We start from the raw sequence: 23,181 nt of genomic DNA, 5'->3' as shown, positions 1-23,181 counted from the left end.
CAGTATTGATCTGCGTCAAGCTATTAAACTTTTGTTCACTTTTGCATAGTATGGCTACATCGAATAGCCAAGCATTTGGCTGTTATTTTGACACCGGTTTAGGGTTTCATCCCAAAGAAGGTATTTATGGCTAAAGCAAGTAATTACACCTCCAAAACACCTGATGAAAATGGGGTTATACATTGGAGCGATGAAGAAAATAAAATTTGGTCTGAGCTTGTAGCACGCCAACTTGCGTGCATTGAAGGCAAAGCCTGTGATGAGTACATGGAAGGGTTGAAAAAAATCAATCTGCCTCATGATCGCATCCCACAGCTTAGTGAACTAAACGAAGTGCTATTAGCAACCACAGGTTGGCAAGTTGCACCTGTACCTGCACTTATCGATTTTGATGAGTTTTTTAGGTTACTCGCTAACAAGCAATTTCCTGTAGCGACCTTCATTCGTAGCCGTGAAGAATTTGACTATTTACAAGAACCCGATATTTTTCATGAGATATTTGGTCACTGTGCCATGCTAACCAATCCTGACTTTGCTGAATTTACCCATAAGTACGGGCAACTAGGGTACGCGGCAGAGAAGAAAGATCGCGTTTATTTAGCACGCATGTACTGGTTTACCGTTGAGTTTGGTTTGATGCAAACCGAAAAAGGATTACGTATTTACGGCGGTGGTATTTTATCAAGCCCAGGGGAAACCCAATACGTGTATTCAGATACACCAGAGATTAATCCAATGAATGTGCTAGATGTACTGCGTACACCGTACCGTATAGATATTATGCAACCATTGTATTATACGATTAATTCGATTCATGATCTGTTTGAAATATCTCAAATGGATATAATGACTTTAGTTGAGCAAGCTAAATCACTTGGTTTGCACGACCCTAAGTTTCCTCCAAAAGAAAAATTAGCTAGTTAATTTTTGAAAAAAGTAACGCTAAACTAAGGATTTAAAATGTCTTCATTAAGTGCACAAAAATGTGAAGCCTGTCATGCAGATGCGCCAAAAGTATCTGATGCTGAATTGGCTGAATTAATTAAAAAAATCCCTGACTGGGTGCCAGAAGTACGCGACGGTATTATGCAGTTAGAGCGCGTTTATAAGTTTAAAAACTTTAAACAAGCCATTGCGTTTACTAATAAGGTAGGTGATATGGCTGAAGACGAAGGGCATCACCCAGGTCTATTAACCGAATGGGGCAAAGTAACCGTGACTTGGTGGAGCCATTCAATTAAAGGCCTGCATAAAAATGACTTCATTTGCGCTGCTAAAACAGATGATGTATTTAACGCGCTGTAATTAATTAGATTTGAATAAACAAAAAGGCACCGCAAAGTGCCTTTTTTTATGTGTGGTTAGTTACTTAGGTTTTATCTGCGTTTAACATGTCATCATGCTCAGCCATATCCCAAGGTAGTTCGCCTGGGCTGTTACCTAAAAAGTGTAAGTAGTTCTCAAACTGATCAAGAATATCCTTCACAATATCATCTTCATTGTAGCCATAAACATCGTACGACAGACCACCACGACGTAAAAATACATCAGCCTTATAATACATTTCAGTATTATCATTATCTGGTCGTAGTTCTGAGTAAGCAAAGCTCGGCATAGGGTGCTCGGTAAGGCGAATATCATAAACAAAATCCACATGCTCATGACGTAGTACAGTTAAATGAGCGCGTCCTAAATCAGTATCAAATTCGACCACGGCATGCCATTGTCGAGATTTCAATTCTGCTTGTACGGCTTTCATTGCCTCAACAACTACACTGCCAATAAAAGTATGTACTTTTTCTTTATTAGGGTAATTAACCATAGCAGCTAAACGGCGTTTCCAATGGGATAGATCAATATTACGACCATTGAGTGAATGTGCTTGTAGACTGGTATCGCGATGGCCTTCAATTCTTAAAGCCCGCCAAAGCCCAGCGGTGGCAATTAGCATAATAATAGCAAAGGGCAGCGCACTGGCTATGGTCATGGTTTGCAGTGCACTTAAGCCACCTGCCACTAATAAAACAGCAGCCACAGCGCCTTCAAGTACCGCCCAAAACACGCGTTGCCAAGCTGGCGTATTAATATTTCCACCAGAGGCGAGTGAATCAATGACTAAAGAGCCGGAATCAGATGAGGTAACAAAAAAGGTAACTATTAGAATAACCGTGAGTAGCGAAATAAAAAATGAGAGCGGTAACACTTCAAATAATTGAAATAATGCCACGGCATGATTTGCTTGTACATCACCGATTAGTGTGTCAAAGCCTTCATTCATTATTAAATTCAGTGCTGTATCGCCAAACACTGAGAACCATAAAAAAGTAAAAATGGTAGGAACTAACATTACGCCAACAACAAATTGTCTGATGGTTCTGCCGCGGCTAATTTTTGCGATAAACATGCCGACAAACGGCGCCCACGCAATCGTCCAGCCAAATATAAATAAAGTCCAGTTCCCAATCCAGTCACTGCGGCTATAAGCTTGTAAGTTAAAGGTGCGCTCAACTATGCCACTAAGATAACTACCAGTATTTTGTAAAAACGACTCTAAAATATGAATCGTTGGGCCAATAAAAAATACGAAGGCCATTAATGAAACGGCTAAGGTCATATTCACTATTGATAAACGTTTTACCCCTTTATCCATACCGGCCACCACTGAGAGTGTTGCTGCCGCAGTAATAACGGCAATGGCCGTAATTTGCACTGTGGTATTAATAGGGATGTTTGGCCATAAGTAATGTAGGCCAGCATTTATTTGAGTCACCGAAAGCCCTAGTGTAGTGGCAATACCAAATAAAGTACCTAATATGGCAAATACATCCACAGTATGGCCGATTGGGCCATAAATTTTATCGCCAATAAGTGGATACAACGCAGAGCGAATAGACAGTGGTAAGCCATGGCGAAATGCAAAGTAAGCAAGCACTAAACCAACAATTCCATAGATAGCCCAAATATGAAATCCCCAATGGAAAAAGGCAATTTGCATTGCCTGCTTGGCGGCATCAACGGTTTCAGCCGCCCCCGATGGCGGGGATGCGTAATGCAGCACAGGTTCAGCAACACCAAAATAAAGCAGTGCCACGCCATAACCGGCAGAAAAGAGCATGGCAAACCATTCACCAAAGCTGTATTGTGGCTGTGCATGATCGGGCCCTAATTTTATATTCCCCCAGCTAGAAGCCGCGACTGAGACAATAAATACCAAGAAAATAGCGACAGACAACATATAAAACCAGCCAAAGGTTTCTGTTATCCACGTAAGGGCAACACTAAATGCCTGACCTGCGAGTTCAGGGTTACTACTTGTACCAATCACCAAAAGTAGAATAATAAATACTGCAGGTAAAAATACAGGTAGCAAAATAGTTGAGCGTAAAGCAGTTTTTGTCATATTAGTCCTTAATATTAATTGCTAACTTTCAAGTATGCCTGACCACCTTATTATATATTTCGTTTATTGGCTAATTCAGTTGCTTGTTTTATATACTTATATTATTGATAACAGAATGAATATAAGTTAACGATAAGAGTGAGCAAATTGATAACCATACCTTTTTAATTTAGAGTCCGTGACAAGCAGCTTTGTATTGATTTCATCGGTGTTTAACTTGGCTCTGCTGAACGCTTATGGATTCAAGCTATAAACTTTTCTCCCAATTACATTGCTTTACTAGATTAAACCAAGGGCTGGTAAACTCTTTAGCTATAATGGGGTCGGGAAGGGTTAAAGTAACATCAAGCTTTTTAGCCAGATAATGTGCTACTAGCTGTTTCATTTTATCGCTTTCTAATTGCTCATACGCTGTTTGTAACTGTTGTTTGTCTTTTTGGCTTATAAAACCCCCAGTCAAATTTTTGTAGTCTATTTCAAGCCAAAAAAGTAATGCTTGTTTCGCTTCATTGGGAAAGGCATGGGTTAATGTGGCCGTTGGGCTATAGAGTCGCTCAAAATTAATTTGCTGCTCTTGAATCAAAAAAACCATTAATAAATTAAGCCCGGTTGAGATTTGCCCCGCGCGTTTATCAATGTTTTGGTTATTTCTTAATGCACTTCTAAAATAGCGCTCAGCTTCGGGTATATTGCCCTCATCCAGGGCTAAGTAGCCTAAATTACTTTTTATAAGTGCGGTTACATTAGGAAGCTTTAATTGTGTGGTGAGCTCAAGGCTATCGGTATATAAGGCGCGAGCTTTTGCAAAGTCGTTTTGCGAGCGAGCAACCAGCGCCATACTGTTAGTAAGGGTGAGTCGTTGGCGATCGTTGTGCGCATATTTATAAGCACATTTGAATGAGATCTGGGCATCGCTTAAGTATTCAGCATGGCGTAGCCATATTCCCAAGGCACTCATTATGGTGGTCAATTTTTGTTTGAAGTAGTCAGCTTGATGATGCTGAAATATTGCGTCAATCGATTTATAAAGCCGATCGTAATGACTTGTGGGCACGGCTGTTCGGGCATAAAGCAAGTGCCAGCGGATAAATAGCGCAACAGGAGCTGTATTTAGTTCTTTGAGATTTTCAAGAATGATTATTGATTGTGCGGGATTAACAACAAGATAATCTTCGGCTTCGTTAAGTTTAGCTTCAAACGATGTAAAATCATTAGCCATAGCCTGCGTTGAACCAAATAACACCAACCAACCTAAAACGAAAAGGCGCAACAACTTATCCTCGATAATCGAATTATGCGTTTATTCACTATAGATGCAGGTATCTAACAAAGCAACGCGATTAAAGGGTACAGGTTTGTGAGAAGGTATTTTAAAAGCACTAAAAAAGCCCTAAACCTATACAAGCTTAGAGCTTTTTCTGTATGTAATTAAATTTTAGCGAATACACTTAACTTTAATGTATCGTTGGATTTCGTTTTACTCAACCTAACCTACGTTTAACATCAACTTATTCAGTGCTTACAGCTAAAAACTGCTCTTTAATCATCAATTGAGCGAAGCAGGGCGTTAATACCTACTTTTTCACGGGTTTGTTGATCAACTTTTTTCACAATAATCGCAGCGTACAAACTATGCGTGCCATCTTTTGAAGGCAGTGCACCCGGAACCACAACGGCACCGGCTGGTACGCGACCATAATGAATTTCACCGGTTTCACGGTCGTAAATACGGGTACTTTGGCTAATGTAAACACCCATTGAAATAACCGCACCTTCTTCAACAATAACCCCTTCAACAATTTCTGAACGAGCGCCAATAAAACAGTTGTCTTCAATGATGGTAGGATTTGCTTGTAACGGCTCTAAAACGCCACCTATGCCCACACCGCCTGATAAGTGTACATTCTTACCAATTTGAGCACATGAGCCCACCGTGGCCCATGTATCAACCATAGTGCCTTCATCAACGTAGGCGCCAATGTTTACATACGATGGCATTAGCACAACATTTTTCCCTACAAAGCTGCCTTTACGGGCTACGGCGTTTGGTACTACGCGCATGCCGCCTTGTTGAAACTGTTCTGGTGTGTAGTCGCTAAATTTAAGCGGTACTTTGTCGTAAAATTGATTTACGCCATCATTCATTGGCTGGTTTTCACGAATTCTAAATGAAAGTAGCACGGCTTTTTTAAGCCATTGATGAACAACCCATTCGCCAGAAATTTTTTCTGCAACACGCGCTGCGCCACTATCTAGTAGCTCAAGTGCATCAATAATTGCTTGTTTAACATCGCTTGATACGGTTGCTGGGCTAATACTGTCGCGGTTATCCCACGCATTTTCAATCATGGTTTTTAAATCTGACATAGTGTCCTCTTATTCAATTTCGGCGTTGAGTTTTTTACGTAATGCCTGATGAATTTTTGCTTGCTCTTCATCAGTCAGCGCTTGATATTCGTTATTAGATACCACAAAGAAATCTTCTGCGCGCTCGCCTACCGTGGTAATGCGTGCGGCATGTATGTGGAGTAAGTAAGCTTGAAAAACCTCGGCTATTTTAGTTAATAGTCCAGGTATATCAACCGCTTGAATTTCTATTAAACTACGATCCTTACGAGGGTGCGGGCGTAGTACAATTTTAGGCTTAATATTAAAATCTTTAAAACGTTGTGAACGGCTCTTTTTGAAGCGTATTTTTTTACGCGGATCATTCAATGCTTGCTCTAATCCGCGTTTAATAGATTGTGCACGGCTACTGGCAATTGGGTCGCCATTAACTTCTAAAATAACGAAGTTAAATAGTACGTAGCCATCTTTGGTGGTGAGTACTTGGGCATGTTGAATTTGTGCTTTTTTAGAGCCAATAACACTGACTAATCGAGCGAATAACGCACCTGAGTAAGGACTGTAAGCAAATACTTGAGTACCGCCATGCATTGCCTTATTAGAGACAATAACACTGGGTAGACTCAAGTCGGTGCATTTGAGCAAGTGCTCTGTATGCCACGAAATTTGTTGTTCACTAAAGGCGGTAAAGTAATTAGCCTTAAAGCGACTCCAAATTAAGTCAATTTGATCTTCATGGTAATGCATATTAATCAAGCGCTGCTTCGCTTGATGCTTTTTATCTCGAATTTGGTCGCGTTGATCCATTGGGTTTTCAAGCCCAAGGCGCAAAGCACGTTGTGTATGCAAGTAAAGTTCACGTAGTAGCGTGTTTTTCCAGTCATTCCACAAGTTGTCATTGGTGGCACGTATATCGGCGACCGTTAAACAATAGAGGTAGTCGAGCTGACGCTCTGTTTTTACGCGCGATGCAAAATCTTTTATTACATCTGGGTCGTTTATGTCTTTACGCTGCGCCGTTACCGACATAAGCAAGTGGTTGCCAACAAGCCAAGAAATTAACTTACCATCGGATGATGCAAAGCCATGCAATTTAGAAAAGGCAATGGCATCAACAGCGCCCAGTTCAGAGTGATCGCCACCACGGCCCTTAGCAATATCGTGGAAAATACCGGCTAAATACAGCAGCTCAGGTTTATCCATGCGCGTGACAATTTCGCTGCAAATTGGGAATTCGCTAATCCCTGTTTTATCAAAATACTGATAAATATTATTGATTAGCTTGTGGGTATGTTCATCAACTGTGTAGGCGTGAAATAAATCAAATTGCATTTGGCCAAAGATATTTCGCCACTGCGGCAAATAGGCGGCAATCATGCCATGTTTGTGCATCAGCGTAAAAGCACGCCCCATACCATTAGGATGCTTTATAATGCGTAAAAAAGCTTCTCGGCAGGCCGCGTAGTCTTGTAGATCGCCTAATAAACGACGGCGAACCTGACGAATAGTGCGAATAGTGCTTGGGTATATATGGGTAATTTCTGGGTGGTCAGCAATATGCTCAAACAACACAAAAAGTTGGTCGCGCCTAAAGAATACTGACGGACTTTTAACCCGAATTTGATGGCCAACGCGCTCAAAGTTGCGATCGAGTTCTTCAACGGTCGCTTGGCTGCTGTCTGGCGAAATACTTTGCTCAAAGTACGAAAGCAACATTTGGTTAAGCTCACGTACTCGGCTCATGATTCTGAATAAACGCTTCATCATGCGTTCAACCGAGGCTTTACCATCACTACCAAAACCCAATATTTCGGCAGCTTGGGGTTGGTGATCAAACAATAAGCGATTTTCTGAACGTCCTGCGGCTAAATGTAACGCAAAGCGGATGTTCCATAAATTTTCAAGACACTCTAACAGCTCTTGATATTCCTCATGGGTCAGGTAGCCGTGGCTAATTAGCTCTTGCAACGTTTCGGCTCTGAAGTGCTTTTTAGCGACCCAAATAATGGTTTGCAGGTCGCGCAGACCCCCAGGGTTTTCTTTTATATTCGGCTCTAGATTGTAGGCTGTACCGTGACATTTTCTGTGGCGCAGGTTCTGTTCTTGTACTTTTGCGACAAAAAATTCACCTGAGCCCCATACTGGTGTTTCAATAATATGGTTTTTGAGTTTTTCAAACTCAATATGATTGCCAAAAATAAGGCGGCTTTCTAATAAGCTGGTGGCAAAGGTAACGTCTTCACGTTTTTGATCTATGGCTTGTTCAATAGTACGAACACTATGGCCTATCTCGAGATTAAGATCCCACAACATAGTGACAAATTGGCCAATTTTTTCGCAAATATCATCATTAGGTTGTTTTGTAACGAGCAATAAAAAGTCAATGTCAGAGTAGGGATGCAGCTCACCACGACCATAACCACCTACTGCTATCAAAGCGAGATCTGGTTCGTGAGCTAAATCATAAACCTGAAAAAGTTTGATTAGCAGCCGGTCAATAAATTCTGCACGGGCATTAATTAATTTACCAACCGGTTGTTTTGAGAATTCATTATGCAACCATTTATAGAAATAGGCGGAGCAATCGCGGTAATCGCTTAATTGCTCAGCATCATTGAGCAACTTTTTTACTTTGTTAGGTAATGCCACTTAGGCTGGCTCCTATATATGGACTGCATTATAAGTTTGAGATTTATTTTTATAATATATTTGCTGTAAGGGCAATAAGTTATGTTAGCCCCTTACAGCAAACCACTTAAGCGATATACAGGCAAAGCCTGTTACTACCGCGATTAAGTGCGCACTTAATTAGTGCTCGATAATTTTATCGATTGTATCATCTGATCGTAGTGTTAAAATTTCAACACCATTTTCAGTTACAAGTAAGGTGTGTTCCCATTGAGCGGATAAACTACGGTCTTTTGTTACCACAGTCCAGTCGTCTTTAAGTAATTTACATTGGCGTTTGCCCGCATTTACCATAGGTTCGATGGTTAAACACATACCTGCTTTTAATGTTTCGCCAGTACCTGCTTTACCGTAATGCATTACCTGTGGTTCTTCATGGAACTCGCTGCCGATACCGTGGCCGCAGTATTCACGGACGATAGAGTAGTTAAAGCTCTCTGCATATTTTTGAATAGCTGCACCAATATCACCAAGGCGAACACCCGGTTTTACCATTTTAATGGCAAGGTATAGACTTTCTTGAGTAACTTCTGCAAGGCGTTTACCCTGAATATTAGGCGTGCCTACATGAAACATCTTTGATGTGTCACCGTGGTAACCATCTTTGATAACGGTGATGTCAATATTTACACTGTCACCATCTTTTAATGCTTTGTCGTTCGGAATACCGTGACAAATTACATGGTTTACTGAGGTACAAATTGATTTTGGAAAACCATGATAATTAAGAGGAGCAGGAACGGCATCTTGCACATTAACAATATAATCATGACAAATTGTATTTAGCTCATCGGTGGTGATACCTGGTACCACATGTGGTTCGATCATTTCTAGCACATCAGCAGCCAAACGGCCGGCTACACGCATTTTCTCGATTTCTTCAGGGGTCTTAATCACAGCGCTCATTGAGGCTCCAAAGTTGCGTTTTTAGATGATTATCGTCGCACAATTTTTGCACGAGACGTTGAGTATTTATTTTTAATATGGTATAAAGCGCGCCGTCTTTTTACAAATAAATTCTTAAATGATTTTTTGTATTTAAGGCAAACACAATTTTATTTTAACACACACACGTATCGTCACATACACTTGGGTGCATTTCAGTTTCATTTAACTGCGGTGTTGGTGCTATGGGATATGTGGAGGCCTAACCCTAAACAACTTAGAGGATTTACAAAATGGCAAACGTTTCAATGCGCGATATGCTTCAAGCTGGTGTTCACTTCGGTCACCAAGCACGTTACTGGAACCCTAAGATGAAGCCTTTCATCTTCGGCGCACGTAACCGTGTACATATCATCAACCTTGAGCAAACTGTACCAATGTTCAACACTGCACTTAAGTTTTTATCTGGTGCTGCTGCAAACAAAGGTAAAGTTCTTTTCGTTGGTACTAAGCGCGCAGCAAGCGAAGCAGTAAAAGAAGCTGCTTTACAAAGCGATCAATTCTTCGTTAACCACCGTTGGTTAGGCGGTATGTTGACTAACTGGAAAACAGTTCGTCAATCAATCAAGCGTCTTAAAGACCTTGAAGCTCAAAGCCAAGACGGTACTTTCGAGAAGTTAACTAAGAAAGAAGCGTTAATGCTTACTCGTGAAATGGAAAAGCTTGAAAAGAGCCTTGGTGGTATTAAAAACATGGGTGGCCTTCCAGACGCTATCTTTGTAATCGATGCTGACCACGAGCACATTGCTATCCGTGAAGCTAACAACCTAGGTATCCCAGTTGTTGCAATCGTTGATACTAACTCTAACCCAGACGGTGTTGATTACATCGTACCTGGTAACGATGATGCTATCCGTGCAATCAACCTTTACACTAGTGCTGTTGCAGCTGCGATCACTGAAGGCCGTGAGAGTAACATCGTTGCTCAAGCTGAAAAAGATGACTTCGTAGAAGCTGAGTAATTAGCTGTCATCAAGTCTTCATCTTTTAAAGGTGAAGACTTGCTATTCTTGTGGAGCGGGTAACCCGCTTATCTAAACCTGATTTCAGATTTGAGGATTTACTAATGGCTGTAACTACTGCCCTAGTTAAAGAATTACGCGAGCGTACTGGCGCTGGCATGATGGATTGTAAAAAAGCGTTAACTGAAACTGATGGTGACATCGAGTTAGCGATTGAAAACATGCGTAAGAGCGGTGCTGCAAAGGCTGCTAAGAAAGCAGGTAACATCGCTGCTGAAGGTACTATCATCATCAAGCAAAACGCGGGTGTTGCAGTACTTGTAGAAGTTAACTGTCAAACTGACTTCGTTGCTAAAGATGCAAGCTTCCTAGCATTTGCTAACAAAGTTGCAGATGCTGCTATCGCTGACACTTCATCTATCGAAGACTTACAAGCTAAGTTCGAAGAAGACCGTGTTGAGCTAGTAACTAAAATTGGTGAAAACATCAATGTACGTCGTCTTCAGTACATCACTGGTGAACAACTAGTTGAGTACCGTCACGGCGAGCGTATTGGTGTTGTTGTTGCTGGTGTTGCTGATGAAGAAACACTTAAGCACGTTGCAATGCACGTTGCTGCTTCAAACCCAGATTACCTAACGCCAGATGACGTACCTGCTGATGTTGTTGAAAAAGAAAAGCAAGTACAAATCGATATTGCGATGAATGAAGGCAAGCCTGCTGAAATCGCTGAGAAGATGGTTGTTGGTCGTATGAAGAAATTTACTGGTGAGGTTTCTCTTACTGGTCAAGCTTTCATCATGGAACCGAAAAAATCTGTTGGCGAAATTCTTAAAGAGAAAAACGCAACAGTTACTGGCTTTGTACGTATGGAAGTTGGTGCAGGTATCGAGAAGAAAGAAGAAGATTTTGCTGCTGAAGTTGCTGCTCAAATTGCAGCTGCTAAAGGTCAGTAAGACATACTATTTGTGATGCAAAAGGAAAATACATGCAATTAAAGTACTATTTGCTTTTGCGTCACGCTTAGAAATTCTTTAAAATAACCGCGCTTTTATGTTTAACATAAGCGCGGTTATTTTTTATCCATAATTCAATAAAAGTTGGCCCCAAAACTATGACTATCAATCGCAAACCTATTTTTAGACGTGTTCTTCTCAAATTAAGTGGTGAAGCTTTAATGGGAGACGAAGGCTTCGGCATCGACCCTAAAGTTTTAGATCGTATGGCACAAGAAATTAAAGAGCTCGTAGAACTCGACGTAGAAGTGGGTTTAGTTATTGGTGGCGGTAACTTTTTACGCGGTGGCTCATTAGCCGAAGCGGGCATGAATCGCGTTGTTGGTGACCACATGGGGATGCTTGCAACTGTAATGAACGGCCTAGCTATGCGTGATGCGCTACACCGTGCGTTTGTAAATTGTCGCTTAATGTCAGCTATCCCATTAAATGGCGTATGTGATGCCTATAATTGGGCTGAAGCTATTAGCTTGTTGAAAACAGGTCGCGTTGTTATTTTTGCCGCTGGCACGGGTAACCCGTTCTTCACTACTGACTCTGCAGCGTGTTTACGCGGCATTGAGATTGAAGCTGATACGGTAATTAAAGCGACCAAAGTAGACGGTGTATTTAGTGATGATCCGGTGAAAAACCCTGATGCGACACTTTACCGTCACTTAAGCTACAATGAAATTATTGATAAAGAATTAAAAGTAATGGATTTAGCGGCATTTACTCTTGCTCGCGACCATAATATGCCATTGAGCGTATTTAATATGAATAAATCAGGCGCATTAAAACGCGTAATAATGGGTGAAGAAGAAGGAACCCTTATTTCTTCACAAGCCTCAGATGAAGTTAGTAACTAGATTAGGATTAAACCGTGATTAACGATATTCAAAAAGATGCGCAAGAGCGCATGCAAAAAAGTGTAGCAGCACTTGGTAGTCAATTATCTAAAATTCGTACTGGCCGTGCTCATCCTGCAATTTTAGACGGCATTATGGTGTCGTACTACGGCGCTCCAACACCGTTAAACCAAGTTGCAAATGTAACTATTGAAGATTCACGCACACTGGCTATTGGTGTATTTGATAAGTCTTTAGCGCAAGCGGTTGAAAAAGCTATTATGGCTTCTGACCTTGGTTTAAACCCAATGTCTGCAGGCACAGTTATTCGTGTACCTCTTCCTCCATTGACTGAAGAACGTCGTAAAGATTTAATTAAAATCGTACGTGGCGAAGTAGAAGGCGGACGTGTTGCTATTCGTAATATTCGTCGTGATGCAAATGGCGATATTAAAAACTTATTAAAAGATAAAGACATCTCTGAAGACGAAGCACGTCAAGGTGAAGATGCAATTCAAAAAATCACTGATAAGTTTATTAAAGAAATGGATACACAATTAACAGCGAAAGAAGCTGAGTTGATGGAAATCTAATAACTGTTCTAGACCCAAGTAAACAGCTTTAATTAAATAATTAAGCCGCTTTTCACAAGTATTCGCAGTTTACTATAATTGTGTGATTTTAAAGGGTAACAGAATATGTTTACTCTTTGCTAGTGGCTCGATTGTCAGTAAATACAAGGCTGTTGGCTGTATATTTATCTGCTTAAAGTAGATTTATTATCACGGGTACAGGTTAAATTTATTAGTTTTGAAACGCCGTCTGGGGTATACTAGGCGGCGTTTTTTTATGGAATACACAAAATTTATGGTTCTAGACGCTGATACAATTTCACAGCAATGTTTGCCTAAACATGTTGCTATCATCATGGATGGGAACGGGCGTTGGGCACAAGCTAGAAATAGGCCTCGTGTATATGGGCATAAAAAAGGCGTGGATGCAGTTCGTCAATCTGTGCAGTTTTGTACTAAATTAGGGATACAATCGTTAACCTTATTTGCTTTTAGTAGTGAAAACTGGCGCCGCCCTGAAGACGAAGTAAATACATTAATGGAGCTTTTTTTATTTGTACTAAGTAAAGAAGTTAAAAAGCTGCATAAAAATAACGTAAAACTAACCATCATTGGAGATTTATCTCGATTCTCTGAAAGCTTGCGCGCTAAAGTACATACTGCGCAAGAACTAACAGCGAATAACACCGGCCTGCATTTAAATGTAGCGGCAAATTACGGTGGTCGTTGGGATATGACCCATGCTGCTAAGCAGGTTGCTTTACAAGTAGCAAATGGGGAAATTGATCCCGCAGACATTACAGAAGAACATATTGCACAGCACATGAGTATGGCAGATCAGGCTCAGCCAGATTTACTGATCCGTACTGGTGGCGATGTCAGAATTAGTAATTTTTTACTTTGGCAGGCAGCCTACGCTGAACTTTATTTTACCAATACACTTTGGCCTGACTTTAATGAAGCTGCTTTTGCAGAGGCCATTGCATGTTACGTTGCCAGAGAGCGACGTTTTGGTTGCACGGGCGAACAAATAAAACAATTACTCGCTCAAACCTAAAATAGATTAAGGGTCATCATTTTGTTAAAACAACGTATTTTAACCTCACTAGTGCTAGCGCCATTAGCACTGGCTTTGGTTTTTTACACCCCACTAACGTTATTTAGTTATTTTGCGGGTGCTATTGTATTAATGGGCGCGTGGGAATGGTCTGCTTTTATGGGACTATGCGATAAACTAAAACGCGGTGCGTTTGTATTATTAGTGGCTGTATTACTTGGTTTACTTAATTTACATTGGCCTATAGAAACCCTATGGCAAGATGGTCAGCTTGTTGGCGATGCTAATTACCTATTTACCTTATCGTTTTCATGGTGGCTAGTTGCAAGTTATTTAGTGTGGCGTTATCCCGCGATGGCTAAAGGCTGGAATGAAGGACTGGTGATGCGCGGTATTGCAGGTTTACTGACATTGGTTCCATTATGGCTTGCGCTTAATACGCTTCGTAGTGCGCAATATACAGAATCAACACACTATGGCTCTATGCTGATTTTAGTGGTGCTAGGTATTGTATGGAGTGCCGATATTGGCGCTTACTTTACCGGTAAAAGTTTCGGTAAACATAAGTTAATGCCTAAAGTTAGTCCAAATAAAACCATAGAAGGCCTCGCTGGTGGCGTGGTTGCTGCGGTGTTATTTGTATTGGCTTTTTGTTATTACACCAACGTTGATACTTCTGTATGGCCTATTTATGCAGTAATGACGGCATTTATTGCTTTATTCTCTGCGGTAGGTGATTTACTAGAGAGTATGTTTAAGCGCGAAGCGGGTCTTAAAGATAGCGGCAGTTGCCTACCTGGGCACGGCGGTATTTTAGACCGTATTGATAGCTTAACTGCAGCAGCGCCGATGTTTGTTATTTGCTTTGCCTGGACACTGAGTTTATGAGTGCAGTGCAACAACTGGTTATTTTGGGTGCGACGGGGTCGATAGGTCTTAGCACGTTAGATGTTGTTGCAAGAAATCAACAGCAATTCAAGGTGTTCGCATTAGCCGCTGGGCAAAATGCAAAAAAAATGGCTGAGTTGTGTCTTGCTCATCAACCTCGTTATGCTGTTATGGCTTCAGAGCAAGCCGCTAAGCAGCTTTGTGAACTTTTAAAAGGCATGAGTAAAACACAAGTAATGCATGGCGAGAAAGCTATGAGTGAGCTTTGTGCGCATGTTGATGTTGATACTGTGATGTCAGCAATTGTTGGTGCGGCTGGATTACTACCCACTTTGAGCGCAGTCGAAGCGGGTAAAAAAGTGCTGCTGGCAAACAAAGAGTCATTGGTGATGTCGGGTCAGTTGTTTATTGATAAAGTGAAACAACACCAAGCAACTTTATTACCCATCGACAGCGAACATAATGCTATTTTTCAGTGTTTACCTAGTGCGTTACAAAACACCCAAGGACAAGCACGGCTTGAGCAGCATGGTGTTAGTAAAATTTTATTAACTGGCTCTGGAGGGCCGTTTTTAAACCGTGACATTAATACGCTTGCTAGTGTTAGCGTCAGTGAAGCGGTTGCTCACCCTAATTGGTCAATGGGACAAAAAATATCGGTAGATTCAGCCACGATGATGAACAAGGGCTTAGAGTTTATTGAGGCTAAATGGTTATTTAACTGTGATGCCAGCGATATTGATGTGGTGATTCATCCACAAAGTATTATCCATTCTATGGTGCAATACCAAGATGGCTCTATTTTAGCGCAAATGGGAAACCCCGATATGCGCACCCCAATAGCGCATGCACTTGCTTTTCCACAGCGAATTGATGCGGGAGTTAAACCGCTAAACTTTTCTGATATTTGTGATTTTTCGTTCACCAAACCTGATTTCTCGCGTTACCCTAATTTAAAACTGGCCATTGCCGCCTGTGATGCAGGGCAGGGTGCAACCACGACGGTAAATGCGGCCAATGAAATGGCTGTAAATGCATTTTTACAAGGTCAAATTAGTTTTACTGATATTTATAAAGTGAATGCGCAAACGTTAGAGGCTGCAAAGTTTACCAATGTGCAAACGCTTGATGAAATCTTAGAGTGTGATCGTTTGGCACGCATGAGCGCGACGCAGTTTATAACAAAAGTGGTGCATTAAAATGTTCGATTTTTTTTGGAATTTAGGTTCGTTTATACTCGCGCTCGGTATTTTAGTGACCGTTCACGAATATGGTCATTTTTGGGTGGCACGTAAGGCGGGCGTTAAAGTACTGCGCTTTTCAATTGGTTTTGGTAAACCCTTATTAAAATGGCACGACAAGTACAATACTGAGTATGTAATTGCAGCAATCCCACTCGGTGGTTACGTAAAAATGTTAGACGAGCGTGTTGATGAAGTGCCTGCCAATCAACGTCATTTATCGTTTAATGCTAAATCAGTTCAAGCCCGCATAGCCATTGTGGCAGCAGGGCCCATGGCGAACTTTTTATTCGCTATTTTTGCTCTAGCTGTCATGTATATGGTGGGTGTACAAACTATAAAACCGGTTGTAGGCAATGTGGTTGAAGGCAGCCGAGCAGAGCAAGCGGGCATTATGCCTACTCAGCAAATAATTAAAATTGGTGATGACGACATTGCTAATTGGCAAGATGCGACTTTTTCTTTGATGTCGCACTTAGGTGATAAAAGTGTTGCTGTTACTTTACGCAACGAAAATTATCAACAAACGACGCAAACTCTCAATTTGGATGGTTGGAAGCTTGATCAGCAAGATGTACCGCCATTAAGTTCGCTGGGGATTGTGCCGTTTCGCCCTCAAGCGACACTTACAATCGCGGCGATTACGAAAGACTCAGCTGCCGAACAGGCAAATTTACAGGTTAGCGACGTTATTTTAGCTGTAAACGGTGAAACAATGAGCAGTTGGCAGCAATTAGTTAATCTTATTACGCAATCGGCTAACAAATCCTTACAATTTAGTGTAAAAAGACAAGATAGTATAAAAACAATAACAGTCACTCCGAAGAGTCGCGTTGTCAGTAATGGTGTTGAACAAGGCTTTTTAGGGGTTGCTCCGGTTGTAGAGCAGTGGCCTGATGATTTTGTTGAGACTAGACATTATGGGCCACTAGATAGTATTGTGCTGGGCACAAAAGAAACATGGCGTTTAATTACGCTGAGTTTCGACATGATAGGTAACTTAATTACTGGTCAAGTGTCAGTGAAAAATTTAAGTGGGCCCGTCGGCATAGCCGTAGGCGCCGGCACCAGTGTTAGTTATGGATTAGTCGCATTTTTAAGCTTTTTAGCTTTGATAAGCGTTAACTTGGGAGTATTTAATTTACTTCCTCTGCCAGTGCTTGATGGTGGGCACTTAATGTATTACATAATTGAACTTTTTCGTAAAAAGCCAGTCTCTGAAAAGACACAAGAGTTTGGTTTTAAAGTGGGAGCCTTGCTACTCATTTTTCTAACATGTTTCGCTTTGTTCAATGATGTATCGCGCTTGTAGTTATGTAAGCGTGGTAACGACAAATTAGAACACGATTGTAAAGCTCGTAACTATTTAGTTTACGATGCTAAGCGGTAATACAGTTGTAAAGGATAAAGATAATAAAATGGCTATAAAAAAACATTTGGTAGTTTCAAGTTTATTGGGTGCAAGTTTTGCAGCCCTAGGCCAAAACTCCTTTATTGTTGAAGATTTAAAAGTTGAAGGACTGCAACGTGTCGCACTTGGTGCTGCATTAACGCATATTCCTATTAACGTGGGCGACAATGTTGATGAATACACAATTTCAAAAACAATTAAGTCACTTTATCGCTCAGGTCACTTTGACAATATAAAAGCGTTGCGTGATGGCAATAACGTTATTTTTAAAGTAACAGAACGCCCAACAATTAGCTTTATTGAATTTGAAGGCAATAAAGACATAAAAGATGAGCAGTTAAACCAGTCGCTTGATCAACAAGATATTCGCCAAGGCGAGCCGCTGGATAAAACGGTTATCGATAACATTGAAAAAGGCTTAGTTGAGTTTTTCCACAGCATTGGTAAATACAATGCAAAAGTAGACATAAGCGTCACTAAGTTGCCACGTAACCGCGTTAAATTAAAACTTGAGTTTGATGAGGGCGATGCAGCCTCTATTCGTCAAATCAACTTAGTTGGTAATGAGCTTTTTTCAAACGAAGAGCTACTACAGCTTGCTGAGTCGCAACAAGATTTACCTTGGTGGCAGTTTATGGGTAGCGACCGCTATCAAAAACAAACCATTGAAGGCGATTTAGAAAAAATTCGCAGCTTTTATTTAGACCGTGGCTATTTACGCTTTAATATTGACTCAACTCAAGTATCAGTTAGCCCTGAACGTGAGTCTGTTTATGTAACGGCAAATATTACCGAAGGCGTTAAATACAAAGTGAAAGGCTTTGATTTCATCGGTGATTTACTCGGTCGTGAAGAATTAATAAAAAGTGTTATTCCACTGCGTACAGGCGAGCTTTATAACGGATCAGTGGTTACCTCATCAGAAGAATTTATCAAAAGCTACTTGGCGCGTTTTGGTTACGCCAATGCTGAAGTACGTACGATTCCAGAAATTGATGACGAGAACCAAGAAGTACAATTGACTCTGTCGGTTGACCCAGGCAAGCGTGTGTATGTTCGTCGAATTATTGTAGGTGGTAACCAAAACACGGCTGATGAAGTACTGCGTCGAGAAATGACACAGCTTGAAGGTGCATGGTTATCTAATCAAAACCTAGAGCGTTCTAAACTACAAATTCAACGTTTACCTTATATGGAAACCGTTGATTTTAATGTGGTGCCAGTTCCAGGTGTTGATGACCAAGTAGACGTTGACTTTACTGTTAAAGAGCAATCTGCGGGCAGCTTCAATGCCGGTCTTGCCTATGGCTCATACTTAGGTCTGCAGTTTAATATTGGTGTAACCGAGTCTAACTTTTTAGGCACAGGTAACCAAATTGGCTTTAATATTAATACTTCACGCGGCTCTGAGCGTGTCAGTGTATCGTATACCGACCCTTACTTTACGCCGGATGGCGTATCGCAGGGTAGCAGTATCTTTTACAGTAACTACGATGCCAGTCAGTTTAGTTTGATTGACTATAAGTCAAAAAGTTATGGGTTAGGGACAAACATTGGTTTTCCAATTGATGCTATAAACCGTATTAATTTTGGCGCACGTTGGATAGAAGAACAATTGTCAGATATTGCTGAATATGAGCAAACACGTGTACTACGTGAAACCTTCTTAGATCCAGAAAATCCAGATGCGGGCTTTGAATTTACAAACTACGAGCTAAGTGTTGGTTGGTCACGAGTTACAGTTAACCGTGGTTTATTCCCAACGGCAGGTTCACGACAAACATTAAACTTAACAGCCACAACGCCAAACTCTGATTTACAGTACTTTAAATTAAATTATGACTCGCGTTTTTACTGGCCGATTTCTAACGATCATCGTTGGGTTTTCTCAACGCGTGCTGCATTAGGTTATGGTAATGGTTATGGCTCTACCAATGGCTATGATCAAACTTTACCGTTCCAAGAATACTTCCGTATCACTGAAATGGAATTACGTGGCTTTGATAGAAATACCATTTTACCGCGTGCTGTTTCGCGTATACCGCAATCAATACCAGGTACGCCATCAGGTGATGGCACAACCACAGGCAACATTGGTGGGGCGTCAGAGTTTGACGTGCTAATACCACAAGGTCGTATTGGTGGTAATGCGAAAGCAGTGGCAGGTATGGAGCTTATTGTACCTACTCCATTCTTAGATGAAGAAAATACTAGTTCAGTGCGAACGAGTTTCTTTGTTGACGCTGCCAACGTATGGGATACCGAATTCAGTGTTGATCGCTATCAAAACTTAGGGATTGATGAGCGTGCAAAATTAGATGACTACTCAGACCCAATGCGATTTAGGGTTGCAACCGGTTTATCATTACAGTGGATCTCACCTATGGGTCCTATGCTGATCAGCTTTGCGTATCCGTTGCAAAAAGAAGAAGATGACGATACCAAGACCATCAGTTTTAATATTAGTAACACTTTCTAAAGGAGTTTTTTGTGAAAAAATTATTCAAATCAACAGCAGTTGCCGTTTTAGCTACACTTATGATGGGTACATCAGTTAATGCTTTTGCTCATAAAGTAGGTATTGTAGATATGCAAGAAATCTACAAGCAGCTTCCACAAATGGCTAAAATCGAACAGTCTTTACAAACTGAATTTGCTGAGCGTCGTCAAGAGCTTGAAAAGTTACAAGGCGACATTCGTTTTGAAGCAGAAAAGTTTAAGCGTGAAAGCACCACAATGAGTCAAGACCAAAAAGACGCATTACGTGATAAAATTCAGGGTATGCAAAAAAATCTTGCTGAAAAGGGTCGTCCATTAGAGCAGGAAATTAAAGCACGTCAAAATCAAGAGCTGGCTAAAGTTCAGACTTTAATTATTAAAACTATTGAAGAAATTGCCAAAGATGGCGACTTCGACGAAGTTAAAGTAAAAGACACAACTATTTACTTTAACCCTAAAGAAGTAACTGATCTTTCTGAAAAAGTTGTAACAGCTGTAAGTAAGAAATAATTAATCTATGCAAAATTATACGCTTTCGCAAATTGCGGAACTTCTAAGCGCCGAGCTTCAAGGTGATGGCGCTTTAGAAATTAAAAAAATAGCGACACTTGCAAATGCCCATACTGGGCATATTGCATTTTTAGCGAACAAGAAATATCGCTCTCAACTTGAGACAACACAAGCCAGTGCGGTGATACTGAGCCCTGACGATGCACCTTATTTTTCAGGCAATAAAATCATTGTTACTAATCCCTATGTTAGTTACGCCAAGTTAGCTCAATTAATGGATACTACCCCGCGTAGCGCATCTCACGGTGTGCATCCAAGTGCGGTTATACATGCTACTGCACAAGTGAGCAAAAGTGCAGCCATTGGTGCTAATGTTGTAGTTGAAGCTGATGCTGTAATTGGTGATAACGCACAAATTGGTCCGAACAGTTTTATTGGTGAACGTGCTAAAATAGGTTCAGGCACCAAACTTTGGCCAAGTGTGAGCATTTATCATGATGTTGAGATTGGCGCAGACTGTTTATTGCAAGCAAACACTGTTATTGGTAGTGATGGTTTTGGTTATGCAAATGAACGTGGTGAGTGGCTTAAAATTCCACAACTAGGCTCTGTGATCATTGGCGATAAAGTAGAAATCGGTGCAAGTACCACCATAGATCGTGGTGCACTCGATGATACTATTATTCATAGTAACGTTATTATTGATAACCAATGTCAGATAGCACACAACGTTGAAGTTCAATCAGGCACGGCTATTGCCGGTTGTACTGTACTTGCGGGTAGTGTCACCATAGGTAAAAATTGCCAGATTGGCGGCATGAGCGCAATTAACGGTCACATGTCTGTGTGTGATGGTGTTATAATTACCGGCATGAGTATGGTGACCAAATCAATCACCGAACCAGGTATTTACTCATCTGGTATGCCTCATACGACTAACAAAGAATGGCGAAAATCAATTGCTCATTTGCGCAACCTTTCAGACATGAAATCACGTCTAAAAGCGCTTGAAGCATTGAATAAGTCATGATCGTTGAACACTAAAAAGGATGCTATTTTGGCAAACGAATTAAATAGCCTTGATATTCAAGAAATTTTAAGTTTATTACCGCACCGTTACCCGATGCTACTAATTGATCGTGTAATCGATTTCACCCCAGGTGAATCGTTGCATGCAATTAAAAATGTATCGATTAATGAACCTATTTTCACTGGCCATTTCCCAAATCAGCCGATTTTTCCTGGTGTGCTAATATTAGAGTCAATGGCGCAAGCAACCGGTCTATTAGGGTTTAAAACGGTTGAAAATCGTAGCGAAAACGAACTTTACCTATTTGCAGCCGTAGACAATGCCCGTTTTAAGCAGCCGGTTGTGCCAGGTGATACCATGCATCTTCATGTTAAGTTTTTAAAAGAGCGTCGTAACATATGGAAATTTGCGGCTGAAGCTAAAGTTGACGGCAAAACAGTGTGTAGCGCCGAAATCATGTGTGCTAGAAGAGAGTTTTAATTGTGATCCATGCTACGGCAATAATCGAACCGGGTGCAAAACTTGGTAACAATGTGTCAGTTGGACCATACAGTTACATCGGTAATGATGTTGTTATTGGTGATGACTGTATTATTGAGTCTCACGTTGTTGTTAAAGGGCCTGCTACTATTGGCTCTGGTAACCATATTTTTCAGTTTGCCTCTGTGGGCGAAGCTTGCCAAGACAAAAAATACAACAACGAACCAACCAGTTTAATTATTGGCGACAATAATGTGATTCGTGAATGTGCGACTATCCACCGCGGTACAATTCAAGATGAAGGTGTTACCAAAATAGGCAGCAATAACTTATTTATGGCTTACACCCACGTTGCACACGATGCGGTAATTGGCGATAACGTTATTTTTGCAAATAATGCCAGTGTAGCGGGTCACGTTCATGTTGGTGATTGGGTTATTTTAGCGGGTAACTCAGGTGTTCATCAATTTTGTAAAATTGGTGCGCATGCATTTGTTGGTATGTATTCGGGGGTAAACAAAGACGTACCTCCATTTGTTACCACCATTGGTATGCCAGCAGGCCCTGCAGCAATCAATACTGAAGGCATGAAACGCCGTGGTTTTGAAAGTGATGAAATCATGGCAGTACGCCGCGCTTATAAAGCGTTTTACCGCAAGAGCTTAGGTGTTGATGAAGCGATTGAATTACTTGCTGAAGATGCTGCAAAGTTTCCAGCAGTGCAATTGATGATTGATTTCGTTAAAAGTTCTGAACGCGGTATTGTGCGTTAAAAAATAGCATTTTTAACAAATTAAAAAAACCACCTTTGAGTAATCAAGGTGGTTTTTTATTAGCTGATTAATAATTCAGTCTCTACTCAGTATCGTCCTATTACACTCCCTCTACATTTTTCAATAAAGTATAAAGAATGAAACTAATGAAGTTAGTATTGCTTTCAGTACTGTCGGTGATTTTGGCCGCCTGTAGTACTGCGCCAGGTAATATAAATAATCAACAACGTGATGTTGCAGAGCAAGGTAAAGCATCATTTTATGCTGATAAGTACCACGGCCGACTTACTGCCAGTGGCGAGCGATTTAGTCAACAAGCGGCAACAGCTGCTCACTTAAAGCTCCCGTTTGGTACACGAGTAAACGTTACTAATATTGCTAATAATAAGTCAGTGGTGGTCAGAATTAACGACAGGGGTCCTTATATTCGGGGGCGAATTATAGATTTATCTAAGGCGATGTTTAAAAAAATAGCCGACCCTAAAGTCGGCGTTATTGATGTATCGGTCACCGTTATTGATAATAAGTAATACTGC

The 23,181-nt window shown here is 40.9% G+C and carries 21 protein-coding genes; 16 read left to right on the top strand and 5 right to left on the bottom strand.

Features of this window, described 5'->3' with window-relative positions; genetic code table 11:
* Positions 1 to 126 precede the first annotated feature (126 nt).
* Entirely contained in the window at positions 127 to 924 is a 798-nt protein-coding gene (phhA, locus tag P20311_RS06730) for a phenylalanine 4-monooxygenase (RefSeq protein WP_008111003.1), read from the top strand.
* Positions 925 to 960: 36 nt separating this feature from the next.
* Positions 961 to 1,305, top strand: coding sequence for a 4a-hydroxytetrahydrobiopterin dehydratase (locus P20311_RS06725; RefSeq protein ID WP_008111000.1), 345 nt, complete (start codon positions 961 to 963; stop codon positions 1,303 to 1,305).
* A 64-nt stretch (positions 1,306 to 1,369) separates the two neighbouring features.
* Here P20311_RS06725 and P20311_RS06720 read toward each other — a convergent pair whose 3' ends face one another.
* The 5 genes from P20311_RS06720 to map all read right to left on the bottom strand — a co-directional run bounded on the left by P20311_RS06720 (position 1,370) and on the right by map (position 9,340).
* Positions 1,370 to 3,400 (bottom strand): BCCT family transporter, encoded by a 2,031-nt coding sequence (locus tag P20311_RS06720; protein WP_008110999.1) that lies wholly within the window; start codon positions 3,398 to 3,400, stop codon positions 1,370 to 1,372.
* Between the two features lie 247 nt (positions 3,401 to 3,647).
* Entirely contained in the window at positions 3,648 to 4,670 is a 1,023-nt protein-coding gene (locus P20311_RS06715) for a tetratricopeptide repeat protein (RefSeq protein ID WP_036984943.1), read from the bottom strand.
* A 269-nt stretch (positions 4,671 to 4,939) separates the two neighbouring features.
* Positions 4,940 to 5,767 (bottom strand): 2,3,4,5-tetrahydropyridine-2,6-dicarboxylate N-succinyltransferase, encoded by an 828-nt coding sequence (gene dapD / locus P20311_RS06710; protein ID WP_008110994.1) that lies wholly within the window; start codon positions 5,765 to 5,767, stop codon positions 4,940 to 4,942.
* A 9-nt stretch (positions 5,768 to 5,776) separates the two neighbouring features.
* Positions 5,777 to 8,395, bottom strand: coding sequence for a [protein-PII] uridylyltransferase (glnD, locus tag P20311_RS06705; protein ID WP_008110992.1), 2,619 nt, complete (start codon positions 8,393 to 8,395; stop codon positions 5,777 to 5,779).
* 159 nt (positions 8,396 to 8,554) lie between these two features.
* Complete coding sequence (gene map / locus P20311_RS06700; protein ID WP_008110991.1) at positions 8,555 to 9,340, bottom strand: type I methionyl aminopeptidase; 786 nt, start codon at positions 9,338 to 9,340, stop codon at positions 8,555 to 8,557.
* Positions 9,341 to 9,612: 272 nt separating this feature from the next.
* On the opposite strand from map, the gene rpsB reads away from it, so the two are divergent.
* The 14 genes from rpsB (at position 9,613) to P20311_RS06630 (ending at position 23,175) form a co-directional block, all read left to right on the top strand.
* The gene (gene rpsB, locus P20311_RS06695; protein WP_008110990.1) at positions 9,613 to 10,341 is read left to right on the top strand and encodes a 30S ribosomal protein S2; all 729 of its coding nucleotides are present in this window, start codon (positions 9,613 to 9,615) and stop codon (positions 10,339 to 10,341) included.
* Between the two features lie 104 nt (positions 10,342 to 10,445).
* On the top strand, positions 10,446 to 11,297 hold the full coding sequence (gene tsf / locus P20311_RS06690; RefSeq protein WP_008110989.1) for a translation elongation factor Ts: 852 nt from the start codon (positions 10,446 to 10,448) through the stop codon (positions 11,295 to 11,297).
* A gap of 158 nt (positions 11,298 to 11,455) precedes the next feature.
* Positions 11,456 to 12,205, top strand: a complete 750-nt coding sequence (gene pyrH, locus P20311_RS06685; RefSeq protein WP_016899281.1) for a UMP kinase — start codon at positions 11,456 to 11,458, stop codon at positions 12,203 to 12,205.
* A gap of 50 nt (positions 12,206 to 12,255) precedes the next feature.
* The gene (gene frr / locus P20311_RS06680; RefSeq protein ID WP_218651693.1) at positions 12,256 to 12,777 is read left to right on the top strand and encodes a ribosome recycling factor; all 522 of its coding nucleotides are present in this window, start codon (positions 12,256 to 12,258) and stop codon (positions 12,775 to 12,777) included.
* A 256-nt stretch (positions 12,778 to 13,033) separates the two neighbouring features.
* Complete coding sequence (locus P20311_RS06675) at positions 13,034 to 13,813, top strand: isoprenyl transferase (RefSeq protein WP_008110986.1); 780 nt, start codon at positions 13,034 to 13,036, stop codon at positions 13,811 to 13,813.
* A gap of 21 nt (positions 13,814 to 13,834) precedes the next feature.
* The gene (locus P20311_RS06670; protein ID WP_008110985.1) at positions 13,835 to 14,701 is read left to right on the top strand and encodes a phosphatidate cytidylyltransferase; all 867 of its coding nucleotides are present in this window, start codon (positions 13,835 to 13,837) and stop codon (positions 14,699 to 14,701) included.
* Positions 14,698 to 15,900 carry a 1-deoxy-D-xylulose-5-phosphate reductoisomerase gene (ispC, locus tag P20311_RS06665; RefSeq protein ID WP_008110984.1) on the top strand — a complete coding sequence of 401 codons (1,203 nt, stop codon included), beginning with the start codon at positions 14,698 to 14,700 and terminating at the stop codon, positions 15,898 to 15,900. The genes P20311_RS06670 and ispC overlap by 4 nt, the downstream gene beginning before the upstream one ends.
* 1 nt (position 15,901) lies before the next feature.
* Positions 15,902 to 17,254, top strand: a complete 1,353-nt coding sequence (rseP, locus tag P20311_RS06660; protein ID WP_008110982.1) for a sigma E protease regulator RseP — start codon at positions 15,902 to 15,904, stop codon at positions 17,252 to 17,254.
* Positions 17,255 to 17,360: 106 nt separating this feature from the next.
* On the top strand, positions 17,361 to 19,832 hold the full coding sequence (bamA, locus tag P20311_RS06655; RefSeq protein WP_008110980.1) for an outer membrane protein assembly factor BamA: 2,472 nt from the start codon (positions 17,361 to 17,363) through the stop codon (positions 19,830 to 19,832).
* A gap of 11 nt (positions 19,833 to 19,843) precedes the next feature.
* Positions 19,844 to 20,362: an OmpH family outer membrane protein gene (locus P20311_RS06650; protein WP_008110978.1), complete on the top strand. Its 519-nt coding sequence runs from the start codon at positions 19,844 to 19,846 to the stop codon at positions 20,360 to 20,362.
* A 7-nt stretch (positions 20,363 to 20,369) separates the two neighbouring features.
* The gene (lpxD, locus tag P20311_RS06645; protein ID WP_008110976.1) at positions 20,370 to 21,392 is read left to right on the top strand and encodes a UDP-3-O-(3-hydroxymyristoyl)glucosamine N-acyltransferase; all 1,023 of its coding nucleotides are present in this window, start codon (positions 20,370 to 20,372) and stop codon (positions 21,390 to 21,392) included.
* Between the two features lie 27 nt (positions 21,393 to 21,419).
* The gene (gene fabZ, locus P20311_RS06640) at positions 21,420 to 21,872 is read left to right on the top strand and encodes a 3-hydroxyacyl-ACP dehydratase FabZ (protein WP_008110974.1); all 453 of its coding nucleotides are present in this window, start codon (positions 21,420 to 21,422) and stop codon (positions 21,870 to 21,872) included.
* Between the two features lie 2 nt (positions 21,873 to 21,874).
* A complete protein-coding gene (gene lpxA / locus P20311_RS06635; protein WP_008110972.1) occupies positions 21,875 to 22,645 on the top strand; it encodes an acyl-ACP--UDP-N-acetylglucosamine O-acyltransferase in 771 nt (256 codons plus the stop codon).
* Between the two features lie 137 nt (positions 22,646 to 22,782).
* On the top strand, positions 22,783 to 23,175 hold the full coding sequence (locus tag P20311_RS06630) for a septal ring lytic transglycosylase RlpA family protein (RefSeq protein WP_036984942.1): 393 nt from the start codon (positions 22,783 to 22,785) through the stop codon (positions 23,173 to 23,175).
* The last annotated feature ends 6 nt before the right edge of the window (positions 23,176 to 23,181 follow it).

The organism is Pseudoalteromonas sp. BSi20311 (assembly GCF_000239875.1).
Lineage (GTDB): Bacteria > Pseudomonadota > Gammaproteobacteria > Enterobacterales > Alteromonadaceae > Pseudoalteromonas.
The sequence above is the reverse complement of the archived record's forward strand: the minus strand, read 5'-3'. Positions and strand labels throughout refer to the sequence as shown.

What these genes read in the sequence shown, in the direction of transcription:
- ispC (WP_008110984.1), top strand. Translation starts at nt 14,698, where the DNA reads ATGAGTGCAGTGCAACAACTGGTTATTTTGGGTGCGACGGGGTCGATA.
- lpxD (WP_008110976.1), top strand. Translation starts at nt 20,370, where the DNA reads ATGCAAAATTATACGCTTTCGCAAATTGCGGAACTTCTAAGCGCCGAG.
- P20311_RS06630 (WP_036984942.1), top strand. Translation starts at nt 22,783, where the DNA reads ATGAAACTAATGAAGTTAGTATTGCTTTCAGTACTGTCGGTGATTTTG.
- rseP (WP_008110982.1), top strand. Translation starts at nt 15,902, where the DNA reads ATGTTCGATTTTTTTTGGAATTTAGGTTCGTTTATACTCGCGCTCGGT.
- dapD (WP_008110994.1), bottom strand. Translation starts at nt 5,767, where the DNA reads ATGTCAGATTTAAAAACCATGATTGAAAATGCGTGGGATAACCGCGAC.
- P20311_RS06675 (WP_008110986.1), top strand. Translation starts at nt 13,034, where the DNA reads ATGGAATACACAAAATTTATGGTTCTAGACGCTGATACAATTTCACAG.
- P20311_RS06725 (WP_008111000.1), top strand. Translation starts at nt 961, where the DNA reads ATGTCTTCATTAAGTGCACAAAAATGTGAAGCCTGTCATGCAGATGCG.
- phhA (WP_008111003.1), top strand. Translation starts at nt 127, where the DNA reads ATGGCTAAAGCAAGTAATTACACCTCCAAAACACCTGATGAAAATGGG.
- tsf (WP_008110989.1), top strand. Translation starts at nt 10,446, where the DNA reads ATGGCTGTAACTACTGCCCTAGTTAAAGAATTACGCGAGCGTACTGGC.
- map (WP_008110991.1), bottom strand. Translation starts at nt 9,340, where the DNA reads ATGAGCGCTGTGATTAAGACCCCTGAAGAAATCGAGAAAATGCGTGTA.
- P20311_RS06720 (WP_008110999.1), bottom strand. Translation starts at nt 3,400, where the DNA reads ATGACAAAAACTGCTTTACGCTCAACTATTTTGCTACCTGTATTTTTA.
- frr (WP_218651693.1), top strand. Translation starts at nt 12,256, where the DNA reads ATGCAAAAAAGTGTAGCAGCACTTGGTAGTCAATTATCTAAAATTCGT.
- rpsB (WP_008110990.1), top strand. Translation starts at nt 9,613, where the DNA reads ATGGCAAACGTTTCAATGCGCGATATGCTTCAAGCTGGTGTTCACTTC.
- pyrH (WP_016899281.1), top strand. Translation starts at nt 11,456, where the DNA reads ATGACTATCAATCGCAAACCTATTTTTAGACGTGTTCTTCTCAAATTA.
- bamA (WP_008110980.1), top strand. Translation starts at nt 17,361, where the DNA reads ATGGCTATAAAAAAACATTTGGTAGTTTCAAGTTTATTGGGTGCAAGT.